Origin of the sequence: Streptomyces sp. NPDC052107 (assembly GCF_040680215.1) — a bacterium.
In the GTDB taxonomy this organism is placed as follows: Bacteria; Actinomycetota; Actinomycetes; order Streptomycetales; family Streptomycetaceae; genus Streptomyces.
This window is the reverse complement of sequence record NZ_JBFAWG010000011.1, coordinates 200,994-218,308: the sequence shown is the minus strand read 5'-3', so window position 1 is coordinate 218,308 and position 17,315 is coordinate 200,994. Positions and strand designations below refer to the sequence as shown.

Annotated in this window: 19 protein-coding genes and 1 pseudogene; 7 read left to right on the top strand and 13 right to left on the bottom strand. The window is 72.7% G+C overall.

Translation table 11 applies throughout. The features are described 5' to 3' along the window. Positions 1–254: 254 nt before the first annotated feature. A complete protein-coding gene (locus tag AB0M27_RS15690) occupies positions 255–1,298 on the bottom strand; it encodes a zf-HC2 domain-containing protein (protein WP_365721897.1) in 1,044 nt (347 codons plus the stop codon). After that, positions 1,295–2,005 carry an RNA polymerase sigma factor SigE gene (gene sigE / locus AB0M27_RS15685; RefSeq protein WP_365721895.1) on the bottom strand — a complete coding sequence of 237 codons (711 nt, stop codon included), beginning with the start codon at positions 2,003–2,005 and terminating at the stop codon, positions 1,295–1,297. The genes AB0M27_RS15690 and sigE overlap by 4 nt, the downstream gene beginning before the upstream one ends. Before the next feature lie 246 nt (positions 2,006–2,251). On the opposite strand from sigE, the gene AB0M27_RS15680 reads away from it, so the two are divergent. Next, a complete protein-coding gene (locus AB0M27_RS15680; protein WP_365721952.1) occupies positions 2,252–2,950 on the top strand; it encodes an O-methyltransferase in 699 nt (232 codons plus the stop codon). Positions 2,951–3,040: 90 nt separating this feature from the next. Here AB0M27_RS15680 and AB0M27_RS15675 read toward each other — a convergent pair whose 3' ends face one another. After that, positions 3,041–3,208: a DUF3117 domain-containing protein gene (locus AB0M27_RS15675; RefSeq protein ID WP_018544333.1), complete on the bottom strand. Its 168-nt coding sequence runs from the start codon at positions 3,206–3,208 to the stop codon at positions 3,041–3,043. 145 nt (positions 3,209–3,353) lie between these two features. Beyond that, entirely contained in the window at positions 3,354–3,518 is a 165-nt protein-coding gene (locus AB0M27_RS15670; RefSeq protein WP_365721893.1) for a hypothetical protein, read from the bottom strand. Between the two features lie 61 nt (positions 3,519–3,579). Here AB0M27_RS15670 and AB0M27_RS15665 point away from each other — a divergent pair, with 61 nt between their 5' ends. Next, positions 3,580–4,383, top strand: coding sequence for an enoyl-CoA hydratase-related protein (locus AB0M27_RS15665; protein ID WP_365721891.1), 804 nt, complete (start codon positions 3,580–3,582; stop codon positions 4,381–4,383). A 418-nt stretch (positions 4,384–4,801) separates the two neighbouring features. On the opposite strand, the gene AB0M27_RS15660 is transcribed toward AB0M27_RS15665, so the two are convergent. The 3 genes from AB0M27_RS15660 to AB0M27_RS15650 are packed head-to-tail and all read right to left on the bottom strand — an operon-like array spanning position 4,802 to position 6,392. Next, positions 4,802–5,443: a GNAT family N-acetyltransferase gene (locus AB0M27_RS15660; protein ID WP_365721889.1), complete on the bottom strand. Its 642-nt coding sequence runs from the start codon at positions 5,441–5,443 to the stop codon at positions 4,802–4,804. A gap of 5 nt (positions 5,444–5,448) precedes the next feature. Continuing rightward, a complete protein-coding gene (locus tag AB0M27_RS15655) occupies positions 5,449–6,039 on the bottom strand; it encodes a DNA-3-methyladenine glycosylase I (RefSeq protein WP_365721887.1) in 591 nt (196 codons plus the stop codon). After that, positions 6,036–6,392: a DivIVA domain-containing protein gene (locus AB0M27_RS15650; protein WP_365721885.1), complete on the bottom strand. Its 357-nt coding sequence runs from the start codon at positions 6,390–6,392 to the stop codon at positions 6,036–6,038. The genes AB0M27_RS15655 and AB0M27_RS15650 overlap by 4 nt, the downstream gene beginning before the upstream one ends. A gap of 137 nt (positions 6,393–6,529) precedes the next feature. Here AB0M27_RS15650 and folP point away from each other — a divergent pair, with 137 nt between their 5' ends. Further along, positions 6,530–7,390, top strand: a complete 861-nt coding sequence (gene folP, locus AB0M27_RS15645; protein ID WP_365721883.1) for a dihydropteroate synthase — start codon at positions 6,530–6,532, stop codon at positions 7,388–7,390. A gap of 322 nt (positions 7,391–7,712) precedes the next feature. Here the strand turns inward: folP and AB0M27_RS15640 are convergent, their stop codons facing one another. Next, complete coding sequence (locus AB0M27_RS15640; RefSeq protein ID WP_365721881.1) at positions 7,713–8,471, bottom strand: TIGR00730 family Rossman fold protein; 759 nt, start codon at positions 8,469–8,471, stop codon at positions 7,713–7,715. A gap of 104 nt (positions 8,472–8,575) precedes the next feature. Then, positions 8,576–9,655, bottom strand: a complete 1,080-nt coding sequence (dapE, locus tag AB0M27_RS15635) for a succinyl-diaminopimelate desuccinylase (RefSeq protein ID WP_365721879.1) — start codon at positions 9,653–9,655, stop codon at positions 8,576–8,578. 96 nt (positions 9,656–9,751) lie between these two features. Between dapE and AB0M27_RS15630 the strand changes: the two genes are divergently transcribed. After that, positions 9,752–10,744 (top strand): heavy metal transporter, encoded by a 993-nt coding sequence (locus AB0M27_RS15630; RefSeq protein ID WP_365721877.1) that lies wholly within the window; start codon positions 9,752–9,754, stop codon positions 10,742–10,744. A gap of 285 nt (positions 10,745–11,029) precedes the next feature. Continuing rightward, the gene (locus AB0M27_RS15625) at positions 11,030–11,446 is read left to right on the top strand and encodes an ATP-binding protein (protein WP_365721875.1); all 417 of its coding nucleotides are present in this window, start codon (positions 11,030–11,032) and stop codon (positions 11,444–11,446) included. Between the two features lie 217 nt (positions 11,447–11,663). Here AB0M27_RS15625 and AB0M27_RS15620 read toward each other — a convergent pair whose 3' ends face one another. Together AB0M27_RS15620 and fdxA are read right to left on the bottom strand one after the other, a co-directional pair. After that, the gene (locus AB0M27_RS15620; protein WP_365721873.1) at positions 11,664–12,761 is read right to left on the bottom strand and encodes a bifunctional succinyldiaminopimelate transaminase/glutamate-prephenate aminotransferase; all 1,098 of its coding nucleotides are present in this window, start codon (positions 12,759–12,761) and stop codon (positions 11,664–11,666) included. A 125-nt stretch (positions 12,762–12,886) separates the two neighbouring features. Continuing rightward, positions 12,887–13,207: a ferredoxin gene (gene fdxA / locus AB0M27_RS15615; RefSeq protein ID WP_018561461.1), complete on the bottom strand. Its 321-nt coding sequence runs from the start codon at positions 13,205–13,207 to the stop codon at positions 12,887–12,889. A gap of 140 nt (positions 13,208–13,347) precedes the next feature. Here fdxA and AB0M27_RS15610 point away from each other — a divergent pair. Both AB0M27_RS15610 and AB0M27_RS15605 read left to right on the top strand, forming a co-directional pair. Continuing rightward, positions 13,348–14,340, top strand: a pseudogene (locus AB0M27_RS15610) (GNAT family N-acetyltransferase); the annotation flags it as partial. 299 nt (positions 14,341–14,639) lie between these two features. Further along, positions 14,640–15,506 (top strand): transglutaminase-like domain-containing protein, encoded by an 867-nt coding sequence (locus AB0M27_RS15605; protein ID WP_365721871.1) that lies wholly within the window; start codon positions 14,640–14,642, stop codon positions 15,504–15,506. 4 nt (positions 15,507–15,510) lie between these two features. On the opposite strand, the gene AB0M27_RS15600 is transcribed toward AB0M27_RS15605, so the two are convergent. Together AB0M27_RS15600 and AB0M27_RS15595 are read right to left on the bottom strand one after the other, a co-directional pair. Continuing rightward, on the bottom strand, positions 15,511–16,125 hold the full coding sequence (locus tag AB0M27_RS15600; RefSeq protein ID WP_365721869.1) for a response regulator transcription factor: 615 nt from the start codon (positions 16,123–16,125) through the stop codon (positions 15,511–15,513). Continuing rightward, a complete protein-coding gene (locus AB0M27_RS15595) occupies positions 16,122–17,312 on the bottom strand; it encodes a histidine kinase (RefSeq protein WP_365721950.1) in 1,191 nt (396 codons plus the stop codon). The genes AB0M27_RS15600 and AB0M27_RS15595 overlap by 4 nt, the downstream gene beginning before the upstream one ends. Positions 17,313–17,315 lie beyond the last annotated feature (3 nt).

Below are 17,315 nucleotides of genomic sequence, written 5' to 3'. Positions count from 1 at the left end.
CGGCCGGTCTCTCCCGCTCCGCGGCGTCCTCAGGCTGCTCGGCGCCGGCTCGGGTGGCCGGTGGCGCCCCCGCCGTTCCCTCCGGGTCGTCCTCCGGTGGGACACGGTTCCCCTCGTTCATGCTCTCCCCACGGCTGGACGCGGCCGCCGCCGAAGCGTGCGGGCGCGGAACGTCGACTGCGCCCCCGGGTCATCGCCGCGGGAACGGTCCGCACAGATTCAACCAGGTTCGCGGGCCGTGGCGCAGGGGCCGGTCAGGGGGTTTGGCGGGGTGTGGAGGGAGACGGTGTGGGAGCGGGGAGGGGGGCGGACTGCAGGCCGGAGCCGGTCACTCCGGGAAACCTGGACCAGGCGGTGAGCGGGTAGACCACGGTGTCGTCGAGCGGACGTATCAGTGGGGAGACCGCGGCCGCACCGGCCATCACCGGCGCAGCCAGGCCGCGCACGGCTTCGTCGCCCTGGGTCCTGCCGGTGCCGGTGGTCGGCAGTCCGGGTACCAGCGGCGCGGCCATCGAGGTCGGGACGGCCGGCGTCGTTCCGAACTGGGTACCGCCCTGGGCGAGCAGCGGTCCCACCGAGCGGCGGCGCTGGGTGTCGGGCGTGGCCGACCCTGAGCCCCCGCCGGTGCCCGCCGAGCGCGCCGGGATCACATTGCTGCCGGTGCCTGAGCCGCCGCGGGGGTCCGTGGTGGTGTCACCGGGGACGGCGGTGGTCACACCACCGAGGGCGACCGCGGCCAGCGACACCGCCCCGGCGGCGGCGAACGCGAACCGCAGACCGCGCGAGGCGGAGCGGCCGTCGTCCGGGCGGCCGACGGGATGGATGCGGAAGCCGCGCTCCTCGGCGGCCGGGACCGGGCTGTCCGGATGCACGGGGCCGTGCGGGCGGGCGGGGACGTATCCGAACGCGAAGCGCTCGCCGCGCCTCACTCCGAAGCCACCGAAGACGCCGGAGGATCCCGCCGGCCCGGTGGTCTCGTCGTCACCCGGGCCGCGGTCGAAAAGTCCTCCCCCCGGCGGCGACATGCCGTCGCCGTCCGGGTCACCTCCTCCGGGCAGGCCCTGGAGGCGGGCCAGGAGGCTCGCCGAGGGAGGCGGCGGGGCCGCCTCCGCGAACACGTTCTTCAGCCGGCGCTGGGCGTCCGCCTCCGCCTTGCACCGGGCACAGGTGGCCAGGTGGGCGAGGACCCGCTCACGCGACTCATGACCGAGCTCTCCGTCCACCAGGGCGGAGAGCCGGTCTCCAAGGTGCTGCTCTGCGAGGTGTGCCTCCGCAGGTTTGGGCCGGGATCCACTCACGCGGTCGCGCCTCCTCCCCCCAGAGCGGGGACACGGGCCATGAAGGAGCGCCGCTCGGCCGCGCGGGCCTCCGGGGACCGGTGCGCGAGGGCCTTGCGGAGCTGGGAGCGGCCACGGTGGATACGGGAGCGGACGGTGCCGAGCTTCACGCCGAGGGTCGCGGCGATCTCCTCGTACGACAGTCCCTCGATGTCGCACAGGACGACGGCGGCGCGGAACTCGGGCGCGAGGGTGTCCAGGGCCTGCTGGACGTCGGCATCGAAGTGCGCGTCGTTGAAGAGCTGCTGCGGGGTGGGCTCGCGGCTGGCCAGGCGCTCGGCCGCGTCCTCGCCGAGGGCGTCGAAGCGGATGCGCTGCTTGCGCCGGACCATGTCCAGGAACAGGTTGGTGGTGATGCGGTGCAGCCAGCCCTCGAAGGTGCCCGGCGAGTACGTCGACAAGGAGCGGAAGACGCGGACGAAGACCTCCTGGGTGAGGTCCTCGGCGTCGTGCTGATTGCCCGTCAGACGGTAGGCCAGCCGGTAGACCCGGCCGCTGTGCGTGCCGACGATCTCCTCCCACGTGGGCGGAGTCCATGCCTGCCCGTCCGCGTCGGTGGAGAAGGTCGCGGTCTGGGCCTCGCCTGCGGCGAAACCGGCGTGGTGGTCAGCAGCGGTGTCGGTCACGGATTTCGGCCTACCCGCCGACCCGAGGAAGCGCCGCAGCACTCCACCCCGGTCTCCGGGCGCAGCCGCACCTCCCCTGTCAGCTCTGGTGGTGTCCAGTGGAGCCCCTACCATAGCCACCTCGCCCGTTAGCTCCCCATAAGCGGTTTTACGAGAATTTGATCTGGGCTGATACGGCTCATACGGCTGCGTCAGCAGTTGCTCGGCGTCCTGATCCACGTCCTGCACCCCCGTCTTACCCCCCGTCGCGTCCCGGCCACCGTCTCAACCCTTTAAACGCCCGGTCCCATCTGCGGGTTCCCGGCACCAACGGATACAGTCACGCCCAGGCAACCACGGGGACAGGAGAGGGTCATTACCGGCAACCGGCAGACGAGCTGGGCGTTCGCCGACGCCTTTGTCGCCGAGGACGACGCGCTGCGGTGGGCCCGCGACCGGGCCCGCGAGGCAGGGCTGCGCTCGGTGTCGCCCGGCGCCGGCGCCGCGCTGCGACTGCTCGCCGCCTCCGTGGACGCGAAGGCGGTCGCGGAGATCGGCACGGGCTGCGGGGTGTCCGGAATCCATCTGCTGCACGGCATGCGCCCGGACGGGGTGCTCACCACGGTCGACCCGGAGCCGGACCACCAGCAGTTCGCCCGGCAGGCCTTCCGCGCCTGCGGCTTCGCCAGCAACCGGGCCCGCTTCATCCCCGGCCGCGCCCTCGACGTGCTGCCCCGGCTCGCGGACGCCGGCTACGACCTCGTCTTCTGCGACGGCGACCGGCTGGAGTACCTGGACTACCTCGCCGAATCGTTGCGCCTGCTGCGGCCGGGCGGACTGGTGGTGTTCGAGGGCGTCTTCGCCAACGGCCGTACGGTGGACTCCGGACCGCAGCCCACGGAGGTGCTGCGGCTTCGGGAGTTGCTGCGCGCGGTGCGCGAGAGCCAGGAACTGGTCCCGTCGCTCCTGCCGGTGGGCGACGGCCTGCTGTGCGCCGTCAAGCGGTGAGGCGGCCTGCCGCAGGGCGGGGCGGACACGCGCCTGCCCCGGCACTGCGTACGATGCCGGGGCAGTCCGAAGGACAGGATCGCTGGGACGTCAGACGACGACCTTCTTGAGGGCGTCGCCGAGCGCCTCGGCCTCGTCAGGGGTCAGCTCGACGACGAGTCGACCGCCGCCTTCGAGCGGAACGCGCATGACGATGCCCCGCCCCTCCTTGGTCACCTCGAGCGGGCCATCGCCCGTCCGCGGCTTCATGGCCGCCATGCTCGTTCCCCTTCCTGAAACCAGCTCATCGTCTGCCGAGAGCCCTGGGAGGGCATCCGCGGTTCCCGAAACGGACACGCGACACCGGCATCGAACACATTGCTTCCCAGCCATTATCCCGCATCGCAGGACCCGATGACCAACATCAGTCGGCATCGCTTGGGCAACGCGCGCGAGCAAAACCACCCAATTCGGCGATGTGACTGCGATACTGCACCGCCGCACGGACGCCCACCGGCCGACTCCGCTCCGGTTTTCTTTGATGCAGGTCACATGTCCGGTCCGGCCCTTGGGCGGCGATCTCCGTCATGCTGTGCTTCATACCAGGACGTACTGAGCGGTACGTCACCCGCGAACCGGAGGGATGCGCCATGGCCGACACCGTGCTCTACGAGGTCAGCGACGGACTCGCGACGATCACGCTGAACCGCCCCGAGGCGATGAACGCGCTGAACATCGCGACCAAGGTCGCCCTTCGGGAGGCGGCGGAATCCGCGGCCGGGGACGCGGCCGTACGGGCGATCCTGCTGACCGCGGCCGGGGACCGGGCGTTCTGCGTCGGCCAGGACCTCAAGGAGCACATCGGGCTGCTCGCGGCGGACCGTGAGACCGGGTCCGGGCAGACGATGAGCACGGTCAAGGAGCACTACAACCCGATCGTGCGGGCCCTCGCCGGGGCGCCCAAGCCGGTGGTCGCCGCGGTGAACGGCATCGCGGCCGGGGCCGGCTTCGGCTTCGCGCTCGCCGCGGACTACCGGGTCGTCGCCGACACGGCCGCCTTCAACACCTCCTTCGCGGGCGTCGCCCTGACCGCCGACTCAGGGATCTCCTGGACCCTGCCCCGGGTGATCGGCCCGGGCCGAGCCGCCGACCTGCTGCTCTTCCCGCGCAGCATCAGCGCCGAGGACGCGCTGGAGCTGGGCATCGCCAACCGGGTCGTCCCCGCGGCCGAACTGCGCGCCGAGGCCGAGAAGACGGCACGGGCGCTGGCCGAGGGCCCGACGGTGGCGTACGCGGCCATCAAGGAGGCGGTGTCCTACGGCCTCTCGCACTCCCTCACCGAGACCCTGGAGAAGGAGGACGAGCTGCAGACCCGCGCCGGCCGGTCCGAGGACCACGCGATCGCCGTGCAGGCGTTCGTGAACAAGGAGAAGCCGAAGTACCTGGGCCGTTGAGGCGGTATCCGGGCCGGTGGACCCGGCGCCACAGTGACCGGTGGCCGGCTCGCCCCCGCGTTCGGGGCGGCGCCGCAGGACCGGCGGCGCCATGACGTCTTCGAACCCGGCCTGCCGGCTGCCGACGGGCCGAACGGCGGGCGGTGCGGACCGGACGACAGCAGGCCGACAGCGGCATACCGGCGGCAGCGACGGCGGACCGGACAGGAGCGGGCGCCGACGGCGACCGGACGGCCCTGACACGCGATGCACAGGGCCACCGCGCCGGCCAGGCGGTCGAACAGGGCGGCCAGCGGCAGCGACCACAAACCGGACGGCGGCGCACGGTTGCAGTGACGGCGGACCCGCGGCGGGCGGCGGACCGGGGGCCCTGACGCGCGATGAGAAGGGCATCCGCGCCGCCGGCCAGGCGGGTGGTCTAGCGTGCGATCAGGAGGGCCTCCGCACCCACCGGGCGGTAGCCCGCCGCCTGGAAGGCGCGGACGCTGCGGGCGTTGCCGGCGGCCTGTTGCGACCAGACCCAGTGGCCCGGGGGCACGAGGTGCCGGGCGGCCGTGGCCAGGGCCCGGCCCAGCCCCCGGTGCCGTACGTCCTCGTCCACCTCGACGGCCGTCTCCCAGCGGCCCGCCACACCCCGCCCGAGGACGACCACTCCCCCGTCCGTCGCCCAGACCCGCACGTCGTCCCGGCGCTTACGGGCGCTGTGCACGCGCGGATGGTCCGGGTCGGTGACTTCCCGCAGGGCCACCGGGGGACCGCCGGGCAGGGAGCTCGCCACGGTGAGCAGATCGACGCAGTCCGTCGTACGGCCCGTGCGGGCCAGGAACGCGGCCAGGAAGCGGGGGTTCATCGCCGCCGCCAGCTCGTCGCAGTCGAGGGACGCGAGCGTACTGCGCACCCACTGCGGGTCCTCGTCGGTGAACACCACGGAGTGCGCGGTGAAAGCGATCACTCCGGCGTCGCGGCGGCTCGGCTGCGGCACCACGGTCGTACCGCCGTCGGGCGCCGGGAAGCGGTCCTGCGCCGCCGCCTCCAGTATGTCGGCCAGGGTCTGCGCCATGGCGGTCAGGCACCCGCTCCTCTCGCCACACACGCCTCCAGGTGGTCGTCGACGAGGCCGCATGCCTGCATCAACGCGTACGCCGTCGTCGGGCCGACGAACCTGAGGCCCCGTTTCTTCAGCGTCTTGGACAGGGCCGTGGACTGCGGGGTCACGGCCGGGACGTCGGAGAGGGTCCTCGGGGCGGGGCGGCCGGCCGGGTCTGGGGCGTGGGACCAGATCAGCTCGTCCAGCTCGCCTTCCGCCCAGTCGGCGAGCACGCGCGCGTTGGCGAGCGTGGCGTCGACCTTGGCGCGGTTGCGGATGATCCCCTCGTCCGCCAGCAGGCGCTCGCGGTCCTCGTCGGTGAACGCGGCGACCTTCTCGATGCGGAAGCCGGAGAAAGCCGCGCGGAAACCCTCGCGGCGGCGCAGGATCGTGATCCAGGACAGGCCCGACTGGAAGGCCTCCAGGCTGATCCGCTCGAAGAGGGCGTCGTCGCCGTGCACCGGGCGGCCCCACTCCTCGTCGTGGTACGACACATAGTCCTCGGTGGACAGGGCCCAGGGACAGCGCAGGGCACCGTCGGGCCCGGCGAGGGCGGCGCCGTCGCTCATCGCCGGTCCTCCGGGTGATCGGGCTTCTCCATGCGGACGTGTGCCGCCGCGGCTCTGGCGCCGGCCAGCGCCGACTCCAGGTCGGCGATACGGGCGTCCCGCTCGGCGAGTTCGGCGCCGAGCCGGCCGAGGGCGTCGTCGACGTCCGCCATGCGGTAGCCGCGCGGGGCGACCGCGAAGCGCAGGCTGTCCACGTCGGCGCGGTTCACCGGGCGGTCCGGGGGCAGCGGGTCCTGCAGCCGCTCCGGTGCCACCTCGGGCAGCGGGCCGCTCCCGCCGCCGCCCACCACGCCGAGTGTCACCGCGGCGACCACGACGACCAGCGCGACGACCAGGAACAAGAACATCACCATCGCCATGGTCCCCACACTCTCTGCCGGACGTCGAACGGCTCCGTCGAATCTCTCAGGGTCCGATCGTGCCATGCGAGTGTGACAGTTAGGGTCACAGGCGGCTGTACTGCGGAACGTACTAGGAGAGGTCACAGCGGATGCTCAGGCTGGGCAGGCGGGAATTCGGGCCCCATGAGCCGGTGATCATGGCGATCGTGAACCGGACTCCGGACTCCTTCTACGACCAAGGAGCCACGTTCCGCGACGAGCCGGCCCTCGCGCGCGTGGAGCAGGCGGTGGCCGAGGGTGCCGCGATCATCGACATCGGCGGGGTGAAGGCCGGGCCGGGCGAGGAGGTCACGGCCGAGGAGGAGGCGCGGCGGACGGTCGGCTTCGTGGCGGAGGTACGGCGGCGCTTCCCGGATGTGATCATCAGCGTGGACACCTGGCGGGCCGAGGTCGGCGAGGCGGTGTGCGAGGCGGGGGCGGATCTGCTGAACGACGCGTGGGGTGGCGTCGACCCGGGGCTCGCGGAGGTCGCCGCGCGGTACGAGGTGGGGCTGGTGTGCACGCACGCGGGTGGCGTGCAGCCGCGTACGCGTCCGCACCGGGTGACGTTCGACGACGTGATGGCCGACATCCTCGACGTCACGGTGGGTCTGGCCGAGCGGGCGGTGTCGCTCGGGGTGCCGCGTGAGTCGGTGCTGATCGATCCCGGCCACGACTTCGGGAAGAACACGCGGCACAGTCTGGAGGCGACGCGGCGGCTGGACGAGATGGTCGCCACGGGGTGGCCGGTGCTGGTGTCGCTGTCCAACAAGGACTTCGTCGGGGAGACGCTGGACCGGCCGGTGAAGGGACGGTTGATCGGTACGTTGGCGACGACCGCGGTGTCCGCGTGGCTCGGCGCGCAGGTGTACCGGGTCCACGAGGTGGCCGAGACCCGGCAGGTCCTGGACATGGTGGCATCCATCGCCGGACACCGGGTCCCCGCGGTGGCTCGCCGGGGCCTGGCCTGACCAACCAGGGGACTCCGCCCCCCGGCCCCGTCTGGCCACCACACCCACCCGTCCCGGTCGGCAGGGACGAAGGCAGTGGGCTCAGCAGGGGGTGGGACGTGGCGGTGAGTGGAGCCGGAGCTGGGGCCGACCGAACGGCTCGGTGGCCGTCGTGCCGGGAACGCGTACCGCTCGCTTTCCCTCCCGGCCGGCCAACGCCCCGCCCCGCAGCCGACCGACACCCATCGTCGCGCCTTCCAGCCAGCCGAGTCGGGTGGTGGGTGGGCAAAGGCCGGGTGAGCTGTAACGCCAAATGCCCGTGGACGCCGGCCGAGGCCCCGCGCTAGCGGCCCGCCTCCTTCGAGACCAGGGCGACCGCCTCGTCCACCTCGTCCGTGACGTGGAACAGCAGCAGGTCCTTCTCCGCGGCCTTGCCCTGGGCGACCAGGGTGCTCTTCAGCCAGGAGACCAGGCCGCCCCAGTACTCGCTGCCGAAGAGGACGATCGGGAAGCGGGTGACCTTCTGGGTCTGGACCAGGGTCAGCGCCTCGAAGAGTTCGTCGAGGGTGCCGAGGCCGCCGGGCAGGACCACGAAACCCTGCGCGTACTTCACGAACATCATCTTGCGGACGAAGAAGTAGCGGAAGTTCAGGCCGATGTCGACATAGGGATTCAGGCCCTGCTCGAAGGGCAGCTCGATGCCGAGGCCGACCGAGACGCCGCCCGCCTCGCACGCTCCCCTGTTGGCCGCCTCCATCGCGCCCGGCCCGCCGCCCGTGATCACGGCCCAGCCCGCCTCCACCAGGCCCCGGCCGAGCCGCACCCCGGCGTCGTACTCCGGCGAGTCCACCGGCGTACGCGCTGAGCCGAACACGCTGATGGCAGGCGGGAGTTCGGCCAGCGTGCCGAAGCCCTCGATGAACTCCGACTGGATGCGCAGCACGCGCCAGGGGTCGGTGTGGACCCAGTCCGAGGGGCCGCCGGCGTCCAGCAGACGCTGGTCCGTCGTGCTCGCCGTCACCTGTCCTCGTCGACGAAGGACCGGTCCCAGACGCTGCTCGTCCGGCGGGATCTTCTTCCCCTCGGGGTTGCCGGTAGGCATGTGCGCTCCCTCCGCTCGGGGGTGGTTCCACCTCAGCGTAGATCCACGCCGGTTACGCAGGGGGGACATGCGTATGTCCGGCACGCGTGCGCCGTACGGGCGTCCTACGCGGTGAGCCAGGCGCGCAGGCGTTCCTCGCCGGCCAGGATCTTCGCCGACTCCACCCGCTCGTCGCGCTTGTGGGCCAAGTGCGGGTTGCCGGGGCCGTAGTTGACGGCCGGGATGCCGAGCGCGGAGAAACGGGAGACGTCCGTCCAGCCGTACTTGGGGTGCGGGGTGCCGCCCACCGCCTCGATGAAGGCCGCGGCGGCCGGGTGGGACAGGCCGGGCAGCGCGCCGCCGCTGTGGTCGTCGACCACGAACTCCTCCACTGCGCAGTCCGCGAACACCTCGCGGACGTGCGCGACCGCCTCCTCCTCGGTGCGGTCGGGGGCGTAGCGGAAGTTGACCGTCACCACGCACTCGTCGGGGATGACGTTGCCGGCGACCCCGCCGCTGATGCCGACCGCGTTCAGGCCCTCGCGGTACTCCAGGCCGTCGATGACCGGGTAGCGCGGCTCGTAGGCGGCCAGGCGGGCCAGGATGGGAGCGGCGGCGTGGATGGCGTTGGAGCCCATCCAGGAGCGCGCCGAGTGGGCCCGCTCGCCCTTGGTCTTCAGCAGCATGCGCAGGGTGCCCTGGCAGCCGCCCTCGACCTCGCCGTCGGAGGGCTCCAGCAGGACCGCGAAGTCGCCCTCCAGCCACTCCGGGTGGGCCATGGCCACATGCCTGAGGCCGTTGAGCTCGGCGGCGACCTCCTCGTTGTCGTAGAAGACGAACGTGAGGTCTCGGTTGGGGGCGGGGACCGCGGCCGCGATGCGCAGCTGCACCGCGACGCCCGCCTTCATGTCGCAGGTGCCGCAGCCCCACAGCACGCCGTCCTCGTCCAGGCGTGAGGGCACGTTGTCCGCGATCGGGACCGTGTCGATGTGGCCGGCCAGGATCACGCGCTCGGCGCGGCCCAGGTTCGTGCGGGCGATCACGTTGTTGCCGTAGCGGTCGACCGTCAGGTGGGGCAGGGCGCGCAGCGCGGTCTCGATCGCGTCCGCGAGCGGCTTCTCGGTGCCGCTCTCGGAGGGGAAGTCCACGAGCTGCGCGGTGAGCGCGGCGGCGTCGAGCGTGAGGTCAAGCGAGGTGTCGGCCATGGCGTCGACCCTAGCGCGCCGCCCGCCGGGGCCCGGGGTAAGCGCTGTCCGGTAACCCCACGTGAGGGCCCGTCGGGCCTCCAGTACCTTGTACGCGTGCCAGAGCCGTCCCCCACCCGTCCCAAGCGTCGCGGCCGCCTCTTCCGTTTCAGTGCGGCCCTGTTGGTTTTGTGCGGCGTCGCCGCGTACCTCGTGGTGCAGTACGTCACCGGAGGCGGCGGAGCGCGCGGCTGCAAGGTGGTCTCGGACGACGGAGACCGGACGTCGTACGAGTTCACGCCGGAGCAGGCGGTGAACGCAGCGACGATCGCGGCCGTCGGCACCGGACGCGGGATGCCCGAGCGGGCCGTGACGATCGCGCTGGCGACCGCCCTGCAGGAGTCGGGACTGCGCAACGTCGAGCACGGCGACCGGGACTCGCTGGGCCTGTTCCAGCAGCGGCCCTCGCAGGGCTGGGGCACCGAGCAGCAGATCATGGACCCGGCGTACGCGGCCGGCATCTTCTACGCGCACCTGGCCAAGGTGCCCAAGTACACCGATGTGCCGCTGACCAGGGCGGCCCAGGAGGTCCAGCGCAGCGGCTACCCGGAGGCGTACGCCAAGCACGAGGCGGACGCGAAGCTGCTGGCGGCGGCGCTGACCGGGCGTGCGGCGGCCACGCTGACCTGTGACGGGCGCCCGGAGACCACGGCCTCGGCGACGGGTCCGGACGCGGTGCGGGCCGCGCTGGTACGGGACTTCGGGCGGGACGCGCTGCAGGAGACCGGTGCGGAGGTGGGCGGTACGCCCGTGCCCTCGCCCTCTCCCTCGCCGAGCGTGACCGCGACCGCGCAGGGGCGGACCGTGACCGTGCCGGTGCCGCAGGGCACGAAGGTGGACGCGACCGGGCGCGGCGAGCGGCAGCGGGGCTGGCAGCTGGCGCAGTGGGCCGTGGCCAACTCCTCGGCGCTGCACATCGAGCGGGTGTCGTACGCGGGGCGGGAGTGGGCCGCGGGGAGCGGCGGCGGGCAGTGGCAGACGGCCGCTTCGGACGGGACCGGCAGCGCCAGGGCGTCCATGGAGGCCGTCCGGATCGTGACCGGACAGTAGTGCGGGGGATCACTCCGGGGGGTTGCACGGCGCCGGTTCGGGCGGCGGTTCGGAGGGGACGCGTGCCGTCTCCGGAATCCCTTGGAAATCAAGGGCGGTAAGGATTCTGCGGAATTTCGGGCAGACGTTCTTTGCCCGTTTTTATCCACACCTGATAATGCGATGCGTTATCCATTCTTTACCTGGTGCGTCCGCAACCTTCGCGGGCTTCGAGCGGTAGTCACGGCGTCCGGGCCACGACACGGACCCGGACACACACCGTTCTCTCCCGTCGAATGGAGCATCATGTCCCTCCCTCTGACCCGCCGGATCGCCCGTGCCGCGCTGCTCGTCGCAGCGGGAGCGGCAGCCGGGGTCGGTGCGGCCGGCTCCGCCGGTGCGGCCACGAACCTGCCGGCGGCGGCCCCGAACCTGGGCGGCCTGACCGCCCTGGACACGGCACACGCCGGCAACACCGTCGACGGTGCCGCGCAGAACGTCACCTCCCTCGCGGGCCACGCGGGCGGCAAGGCGGTCGAGCAGACGGTGCCGGCCGCGGGCAAGACCACGGACGGTGCCGTGAAGAAGACGACGCCGGTGGCGCAGAAGGCCGCGGGTGACACCGCCGGGGCGGCCGGGAACGTCCTCGGGGGCGCCACGTCCAACGTGACCAAGGGCGGGGTGCCGAACCTGCCGGTGCGGGGGCTGCCGCTGGGTGGCTGAGCGCCGCTTCGACCGGTGACGGGGTCCAGGGAGTTCCCTGGGCCCCGTTCGCCTTTGTGCGCTACGTCGGCTGGGGCCGGGCGGTGTTCGGGCGGCGCCCGGTACTGCAGGCCGTGCCCACCGTTCCGCCCTGCGGAACGACTACCCACGGCGGTACGGCGGTGCGGGCGCGGGCATGCGCCGGCGGTCCGGCAGCGGTAGTCCGGTCCGGTGGGATCTACGCCGTCAGGCGGGACACCGCTGCCCGGACTCGTTCGTCCGTTGCCGTCAGGGCCACTCGGACGAACTTCTCGCCCGCCTCGCCGTAGAAGTCGCCCGGGGCGACGAGGATGCCCAGGTCGGCCAGGTGGGCGACCGTCTGCCAGCAGGACTCGTCCCTCGTGGCCCAGAGGTAGAGGCTGGCCTCGCTGTGTTCGATACGGAAGCCGTGGCCCAGCAGAGCCGCCCGGAGGGCGTCGCGGCGGGCGGCGTAGCGCTCCCGCTGCTCGTGGACGTGGGCGTCGTCGCCGAGGGCCGCCACGACCGCCGCCTGGGTCGGTGCGGAGGTCATCATGCCGCCGTGCTTGCGGATCTCCAGCAGCGGGCCCAGGACGGCCGGGTCGCCGGCGATGAAGGCCGCACGGTAACCGGCGAGATTGGAGCGCTTGGAGAGCGAGTGGACGGCCACGATGCCGTCGTAGGAGCCGCCGTTGACGTCCGGGTGCAGGACGGAGACCGGGTCGGCCTCCCAGCCCAGTTCCAGGTAGCACTCGTCGGAGAACAGCAGCACGCCGTGCTCGCGGGCCCAGGCCACGATGTCCGTCAGCTCCTGCTTCGACAGCACCTTGCCCGTCGGGTTCGACGGGGAGTTCAGCCACAGGAGCTTCAGGCCCGCCGGGTCCAGGTCACGCGGGTCGTCGTAGACCTCGTAGTCGGCACGGGCGAGGCGGGCGCCGACCTCGTAGGTGGGGTAGGCGAGACGCGGGTGGGCCACCTTGTCGCCGGGGCCGAGGCCCAGCTGGGTCGGCAGCCAGGCGACCAGTTCCTTGGAGCCGACGACCGGCAGGACGTGGCGGTGGGTGACCCCGCGGGCGCCCAGGCGGCGCTCCAGCCAGCCGGTGATCGCGTCGCGCAGCGCCGGGGTGCCCCAGACGGTCGGGTAGCCCGGTGAGTCGGCCGCGTCGATCAGGGCCTTCTGGATCAGTTCGGGCACCGGGTCTACCGGGGTGCCCACGGAGAGGTCGACGATCCCGTCAGGGTGCGCGGCGGCCGTCTTCTTGTACGGCTCCAGCTTGTCCCAGGGAAAGGTGGGGAGCCGGTCGGAGACTGCGGACACGGGAATCAGGCTCTCTTTCGTACGGTGCGGCAAACGCCGCGGTCCCGTACGGCCGCGATCTGGGCGATCGGGCCGTACGGGACCGAGGCGCCGCGGTCGGTGCGGGCCGCTTGGCGCTCAGACGGTCACTCGCCCTGCGGCGGCAGCGCGGCGATGAAGGGGTGGTCGCGCTCGATCAGCCCCAGCTTGCTGGCGCCGCCGGGAGAGCCGAGCTCGTCGAAGAACTCGACGTTCGCCTTGTAGTAGTCCTTCCACTCCTCCGGAGTGTCGTCCTCGTAGAAGATCGCCTCGACCGGGCAGACCGGCTCACAGGCACCACAGTCGACGCATTCGTCCGGGTGGATGTACAAGGACCGCTGGCCCTCGTAGATGCAGTCGACCGGGCACTCCTCGATGCACGCCTTGTCCTTGACGTCGACACAAGGCTGCGCGATGACGTAGGTCACGCTGTCGTTCCTCCTCGATAGGGCGCTGGCGGGCCTCCTCAGGCTCCGCCGCCTGGCGCGCGGGAGCGCGGCGTCGTCGATGCCCGCCCCTAGTATCTCCGTTCCGGAGCGTGATCCGAACAGGAGGGGTGAACTGACCAGTGGAAATCTCGGCTGCAGGACGTCTGGAAGTTCGCATCACCCCTGCTGACGTGGGAAAACGCGTCTCCGTACGGCGGTTGAGCGAACCCGGCGCGGCGCATGAGAAGTTCACCGACACGGTGGGTGTTCTCACATCATGGGACGCTGGCGTGCTCATGATCACACGGCGGGACGGGCGGAGCGTCCGGATCGCCGAGTCCGCGCTGGTCGCGGGCAAGGTGGTACCGGCCGCTCCGGCGCGCCGCCGGGGGCCCGCCGCCTCGTACGAGGAACTCGCGCGGGTCTGCTCGCGCGGCTGGCGGCCGCTGGAGACCGAGCGGCTGGGTGAGTGGGACTTGCGGGCGTCCGGCGGGTTCACCCGGCGGGCCAACAGCGTGCTGGCGCTCGGCGACCCCGGCCTCCCCCTCGACGCGGCCCTCGCCGCCGTACGACGCTGGTACGGCGAGCGTGGCCTGCCCGCCTACGTCCAGACAGCCACAGGCGCCGAGGGCACGCAGGAGCTGCTGTGCGCCGAGCTGGAACGGCGCGGCTGGGTGCGTGAGGTGACCGCCGAGGTGTGGACCGCGGCCCTGGCGCCGGTCGCGGACCGGGCCGAGGGCACCGGTGTGGTGGTGTCCCGGCGGGCGGACGCGGCGTGGCTCGCCCGGTACCAGCGCAAGGGGGTGAGCGAGGTGGCCCTGCGGGTGCTGGGTGGCGGTCCGTCGGTGTGGTTCGCGACCGTGCCGGGTGCCGAGGGCGAGCCCCCGGCGGCGATCGGGCGGTGTGTCGTGGACGGGCGGTGGGCCGGGTTCGCGGCGGTCGAGGTGGATCCCGGGCGGCGTCGGCAGGGGCTCGCCACCGAGGTGATGGCCGCGCTGGCCCGGCGGGCGCTGGACGAGGGCGCGTCTGCGGCCTGGCTGCAGGTGGAGACGGACAACGAGGGCGCCCGCGCGCTGTACGCCGCACTGGGCTTCACCCCGCACCACGCGTACCACCATTACCGGGCACCTGACCCCGCAGGGCCCGACGACCCGGACCACGAAACGGGCGCATCCGCAGGCCAGGACCGGACACCGGACCCGGCAAAGTCCGACGATCAGGACCACGAAACGGGCGCACCCACGGGGCGGGGTCGGGCGGCGGACACGAGCGATGGCCGGGACGCGGGCACGGGTGCGGCGGGCCGTGGGAGCCACGGCGCCGCATCCGCCGGCCGCCGGGACCCGGCAGTCGGCGAGGCGGAAGGTCGCGCGCCGGAGGATTCCGGTCCGGACGGGTCGTAGAACCCGCCGTGGAAGGGCATGAGCCTGGCATGCGCCACCCGTATCTGCCGCCGCCGTACCCGCCCCCGCCGGAGCGGTCGGCGGAGTTGCGCCGCAGGTTCGCCGAGGAGGCACGGTCCGAGCGGCCGGATCTGTCGGCGCTGTGCCTGCTGATCGGCGCCGAGGGGGACGGCACGCTGGACGAGGCCGGGATCGACGCCGCCCAGCTGGAGCTGGACCGGCTCGCGGGCGAGCTGCCGTACCGGCCCGGTGGGCCGCACGCGTGGGCGGAGGCGGTACGGCGGCTGCTCGCGGCGAGCTACGACTTCCGCGGGACGCCCGGCGACTACCAGCGGCTGGAGTCCTCCCTGCTGCACGAGGTGCTGCGGCGGCGGCGCGGGCTGCCGATCCTGCTGTCGGTGGTGTGGCTGGAGGTCGCGCGGCGGGCGGGCGCCCCGGTGTACGGGGTCGCGCTGCCGGGGCACTTCGTGGTGGGCTTCGGCCCGGCCGAGGAGCAGGTGCTGGCCGATCCGTTCGACGGCGGGCGGGTGCTGACCGGGACCGACGCGGACATGCTCGTGGTGGGGGCCACGGGGGCGCCGCTGGAGCCTTCCATGCTGGAGCCCGCGGCGCCGCTGGAGGTCGTCCAGCGGATCCTGAACAACATCCGCGCGTGGGCCTCGGCCCGGCCCGAGCGGTCGGACGTGGCGATGTGGGCCGTGGAGCTGGCGCTGCTGGTGCCCGCGCATCCGGCTCGGCTGCGCTACGAGCGCGGGCAACTCCTGGTACAGCGGGGGGAGTTCGCGTCGGGCGCGGAAGAGCTGGAGTATTACGCCGAGTTGATCGAGGTGGTGGACGAGTCGGCCGCGCTGAAGGTACGGCAGCAGGCGCACACCGCCCGCGCGATGCTCAACTGACCGTTCAGAGCCACCCCTTCTCCCGCGCGATCCGCACCGCCTCCGCCCTGTTCCGCACCGCCAGCTTCTGGATGACCGTGGAGAGGTAGTTGCGGACCGTGCCCTGGGAGAGGTGGAGGGCCTTGGCCAGTTCGGCGTTGGTGGAGCCGTCGGCGGCCGCGCGGAGCACCTCGCGTTCGCGCTCGGTGAGCGGGTTGGCTCCCTCGGCGAGCGCGGCGGCGGCGAGCGTGGGGTCGATGACCCGCTCGCCGGACAGCACCTTGCGGATCGCCTCGGCGAGCTGGGCGGCCGGGGCGTCCTTGACGAGGAAGGCGTCGGCGCCGGCCTCCATGGCGCTGCGCAGATAGCCGGGGCGCCCGAAAGTGGTCAGGACGACCAGCTTGACCTGCGGAAACTCCCGGTGGACCTGCGCGGCCGCCTCGATGCCGGTGCAGCCGGGCATCTCGATGTCGAGCAGCGCCACGTCCACGCCGTGCGCGCCGACGGCCGCCAGCACCTGGTCACCGCGCGCGACCTGGGCGACGACCTCGATGTCCTCCTCCAGGCCGAGCAGCGCGGCCAGGGCCTCGCGGACCATCGACTGGTCCTCGGCGAGAAGGACCTTGATCGTGCTCGTCATGCCCCGGATCCTACGTCCCTCCCAGGGGCCGAGGGGACGCGGGCGACCAGCCGGAACCCGTGCTTGATCCGGCCCGCCTCCAGGGAGCCGCCGGCCTTCTCCAGGCGCTCGGTGAGGCCGATCAGACCGTTGCCCAGTCCGCTGCCGTCGCCGCCGGATCCGTTGTCCTCGACGGAGAGTTCGAGCATCGCGCCGTCCAGGGTCTGGCGGTGGGTGAGCTGGACGAGGCACTTGTCGGCGCCGCTGTGCCGGACCACGTTGGTGATCGCCTCGCGCAGCGCCCAGGCGAGCGCGGACTCGGACTCCTCGGGGACGCCGTCGAGGTCGGGCTCGGCCGGCACCTCGGCGATGACGCCGGCGGCGGTCAGGGCGACCTGGGCGCCGGCGAGCTCGGCGGCGAGCCGGGGGCGCCGGTAGCCGGTGACGGCCTCCCGGACGTCGACCAGCGCCTGCCGGCTGACCTGCTCGATGTCGGCGACCTGCTGGGCCGCCTTGTCTGGGTGGCCGGGCAGCATCCGGCCGGCCAGCTCGCTCTTCAGCGTGATCAGGGAGAGCGAGTGGCCGAGCAGGTCGTGCAGGTCACGGGCAAGCCGCAGCCGCTCCTCGTTGGCGGCGAGCTGGGCGACGGTGGCCCGGGCCTTGCGCAACTCGATGGTCGTACGGACGAGTTGGCCGACGCCGACCATCGCGAAGCCGATGAGCACGACGAGGACCAGGCTGTCGTCCGGCTTCTGGTCCCAGCGCCGTCCGACGAGGTACATCACCACGCCCGTCGACGGGATCGCCCAGTACGCGGCCCGGACCGGCAGGGTGGCCCCGCAGGCGACCGAGAGGTAGACGAACAGGCCGAGCCAGGCGGGGCCGAGGGTGTAGGCCAGGAGGGGGGCGAGGACGGCGAGGACCGCGAGCATCGAGACGACGACCCTCGGCGAGAAGGGCCGCCCCATGTGCCGGAAGACCAGCGACAGGTAGGTGACCACGAAGGCGGTCAGGCCGAGCGCGCCGGCCACCGTGCCGCCCGTGGTGTGCCGGCCGCTCGTCAGGTCGTGGATCGGGGAGCTGAGGAAGATCAGCCAGACCCCGATCCACAGCATCTTGACCATGAGCTCGCGCCGGTTGCGCGGCCCCTGGCCGATCCGCACCTGGTGTTCGGGCCGCCGCTCGCAGGCCTGCGGGTCTTCCGTCATCGT

What these genes read in the sequence shown, in the direction of transcription:
- AB0M27_RS15650 (WP_365721885.1), bottom strand. Translation starts at nt 6,392, where the DNA reads ATGGTGATGTTCTTGTTCCTGGTCGTCGCGCTGGTCGTCGTGGTCGCC.
- AB0M27_RS15640 (WP_365721881.1), bottom strand. Translation starts at nt 8,471, where the DNA reads ATGCCTACCGGCAACCCCGAGGGGAAGAAGATCCCGCCGGACGAGCAG.
- AB0M27_RS15675 (WP_018544333.1), bottom strand. Translation starts at nt 3,208, where the DNA reads ATGGCGGCCATGAAGCCGCGGACGGGCGATGGCCCGCTCGAGGTGACC.
- AB0M27_RS15625 (WP_365721875.1), top strand. Translation starts at nt 11,030, where the DNA reads ATGTCCCTCCCTCTGACCCGCCGGATCGCCCGTGCCGCGCTGCTCGTC.
- dapE (WP_365721879.1), bottom strand. Translation starts at nt 9,655, where the DNA reads ATGGCCGACACCTCGCTTGACCTCACGCTCGACGCCGCCGCGCTCACC.
- AB0M27_RS15660 (WP_365721889.1), bottom strand. Translation starts at nt 5,443, where the DNA reads ATGGCGCAGACCCTGGCCGACATACTGGAGGCGGCGGCGCAGGACCGC.
- AB0M27_RS15670 (WP_365721893.1), bottom strand. Translation starts at nt 3,518, where the DNA reads ATGACGGAGATCGCCGCCCAAGGGCCGGACCGGACATGTGACCTGCAT.
- AB0M27_RS15595 (WP_365721950.1), bottom strand. Translation starts at nt 17,312, where the DNA reads ATGACGGAAGACCCGCAGGCCTGCGAGCGGCGGCCCGAACACCAGGTG.
- AB0M27_RS15655 (WP_365721887.1), bottom strand. Translation starts at nt 6,039, where the DNA reads ATGAGCGACGGCGCCGCCCTCGCCGGGCCCGACGGTGCCCTGCGCTGT.
- AB0M27_RS15605 (WP_365721871.1), top strand. Translation starts at nt 14,640, where the DNA reads ATGCGCCACCCGTATCTGCCGCCGCCGTACCCGCCCCCGCCGGAGCGG.
- AB0M27_RS15665 (WP_365721891.1), top strand. Translation starts at nt 3,580, where the DNA reads ATGGCCGACACCGTGCTCTACGAGGTCAGCGACGGACTCGCGACGATC.
- AB0M27_RS15600 (WP_365721869.1), bottom strand. Translation starts at nt 16,125, where the DNA reads ATGACGAGCACGATCAAGGTCCTTCTCGCCGAGGACCAGTCGATGGTC.
- folP (WP_365721883.1), top strand. Translation starts at nt 6,530, where the DNA reads ATGCTCAGGCTGGGCAGGCGGGAATTCGGGCCCCATGAGCCGGTGATC.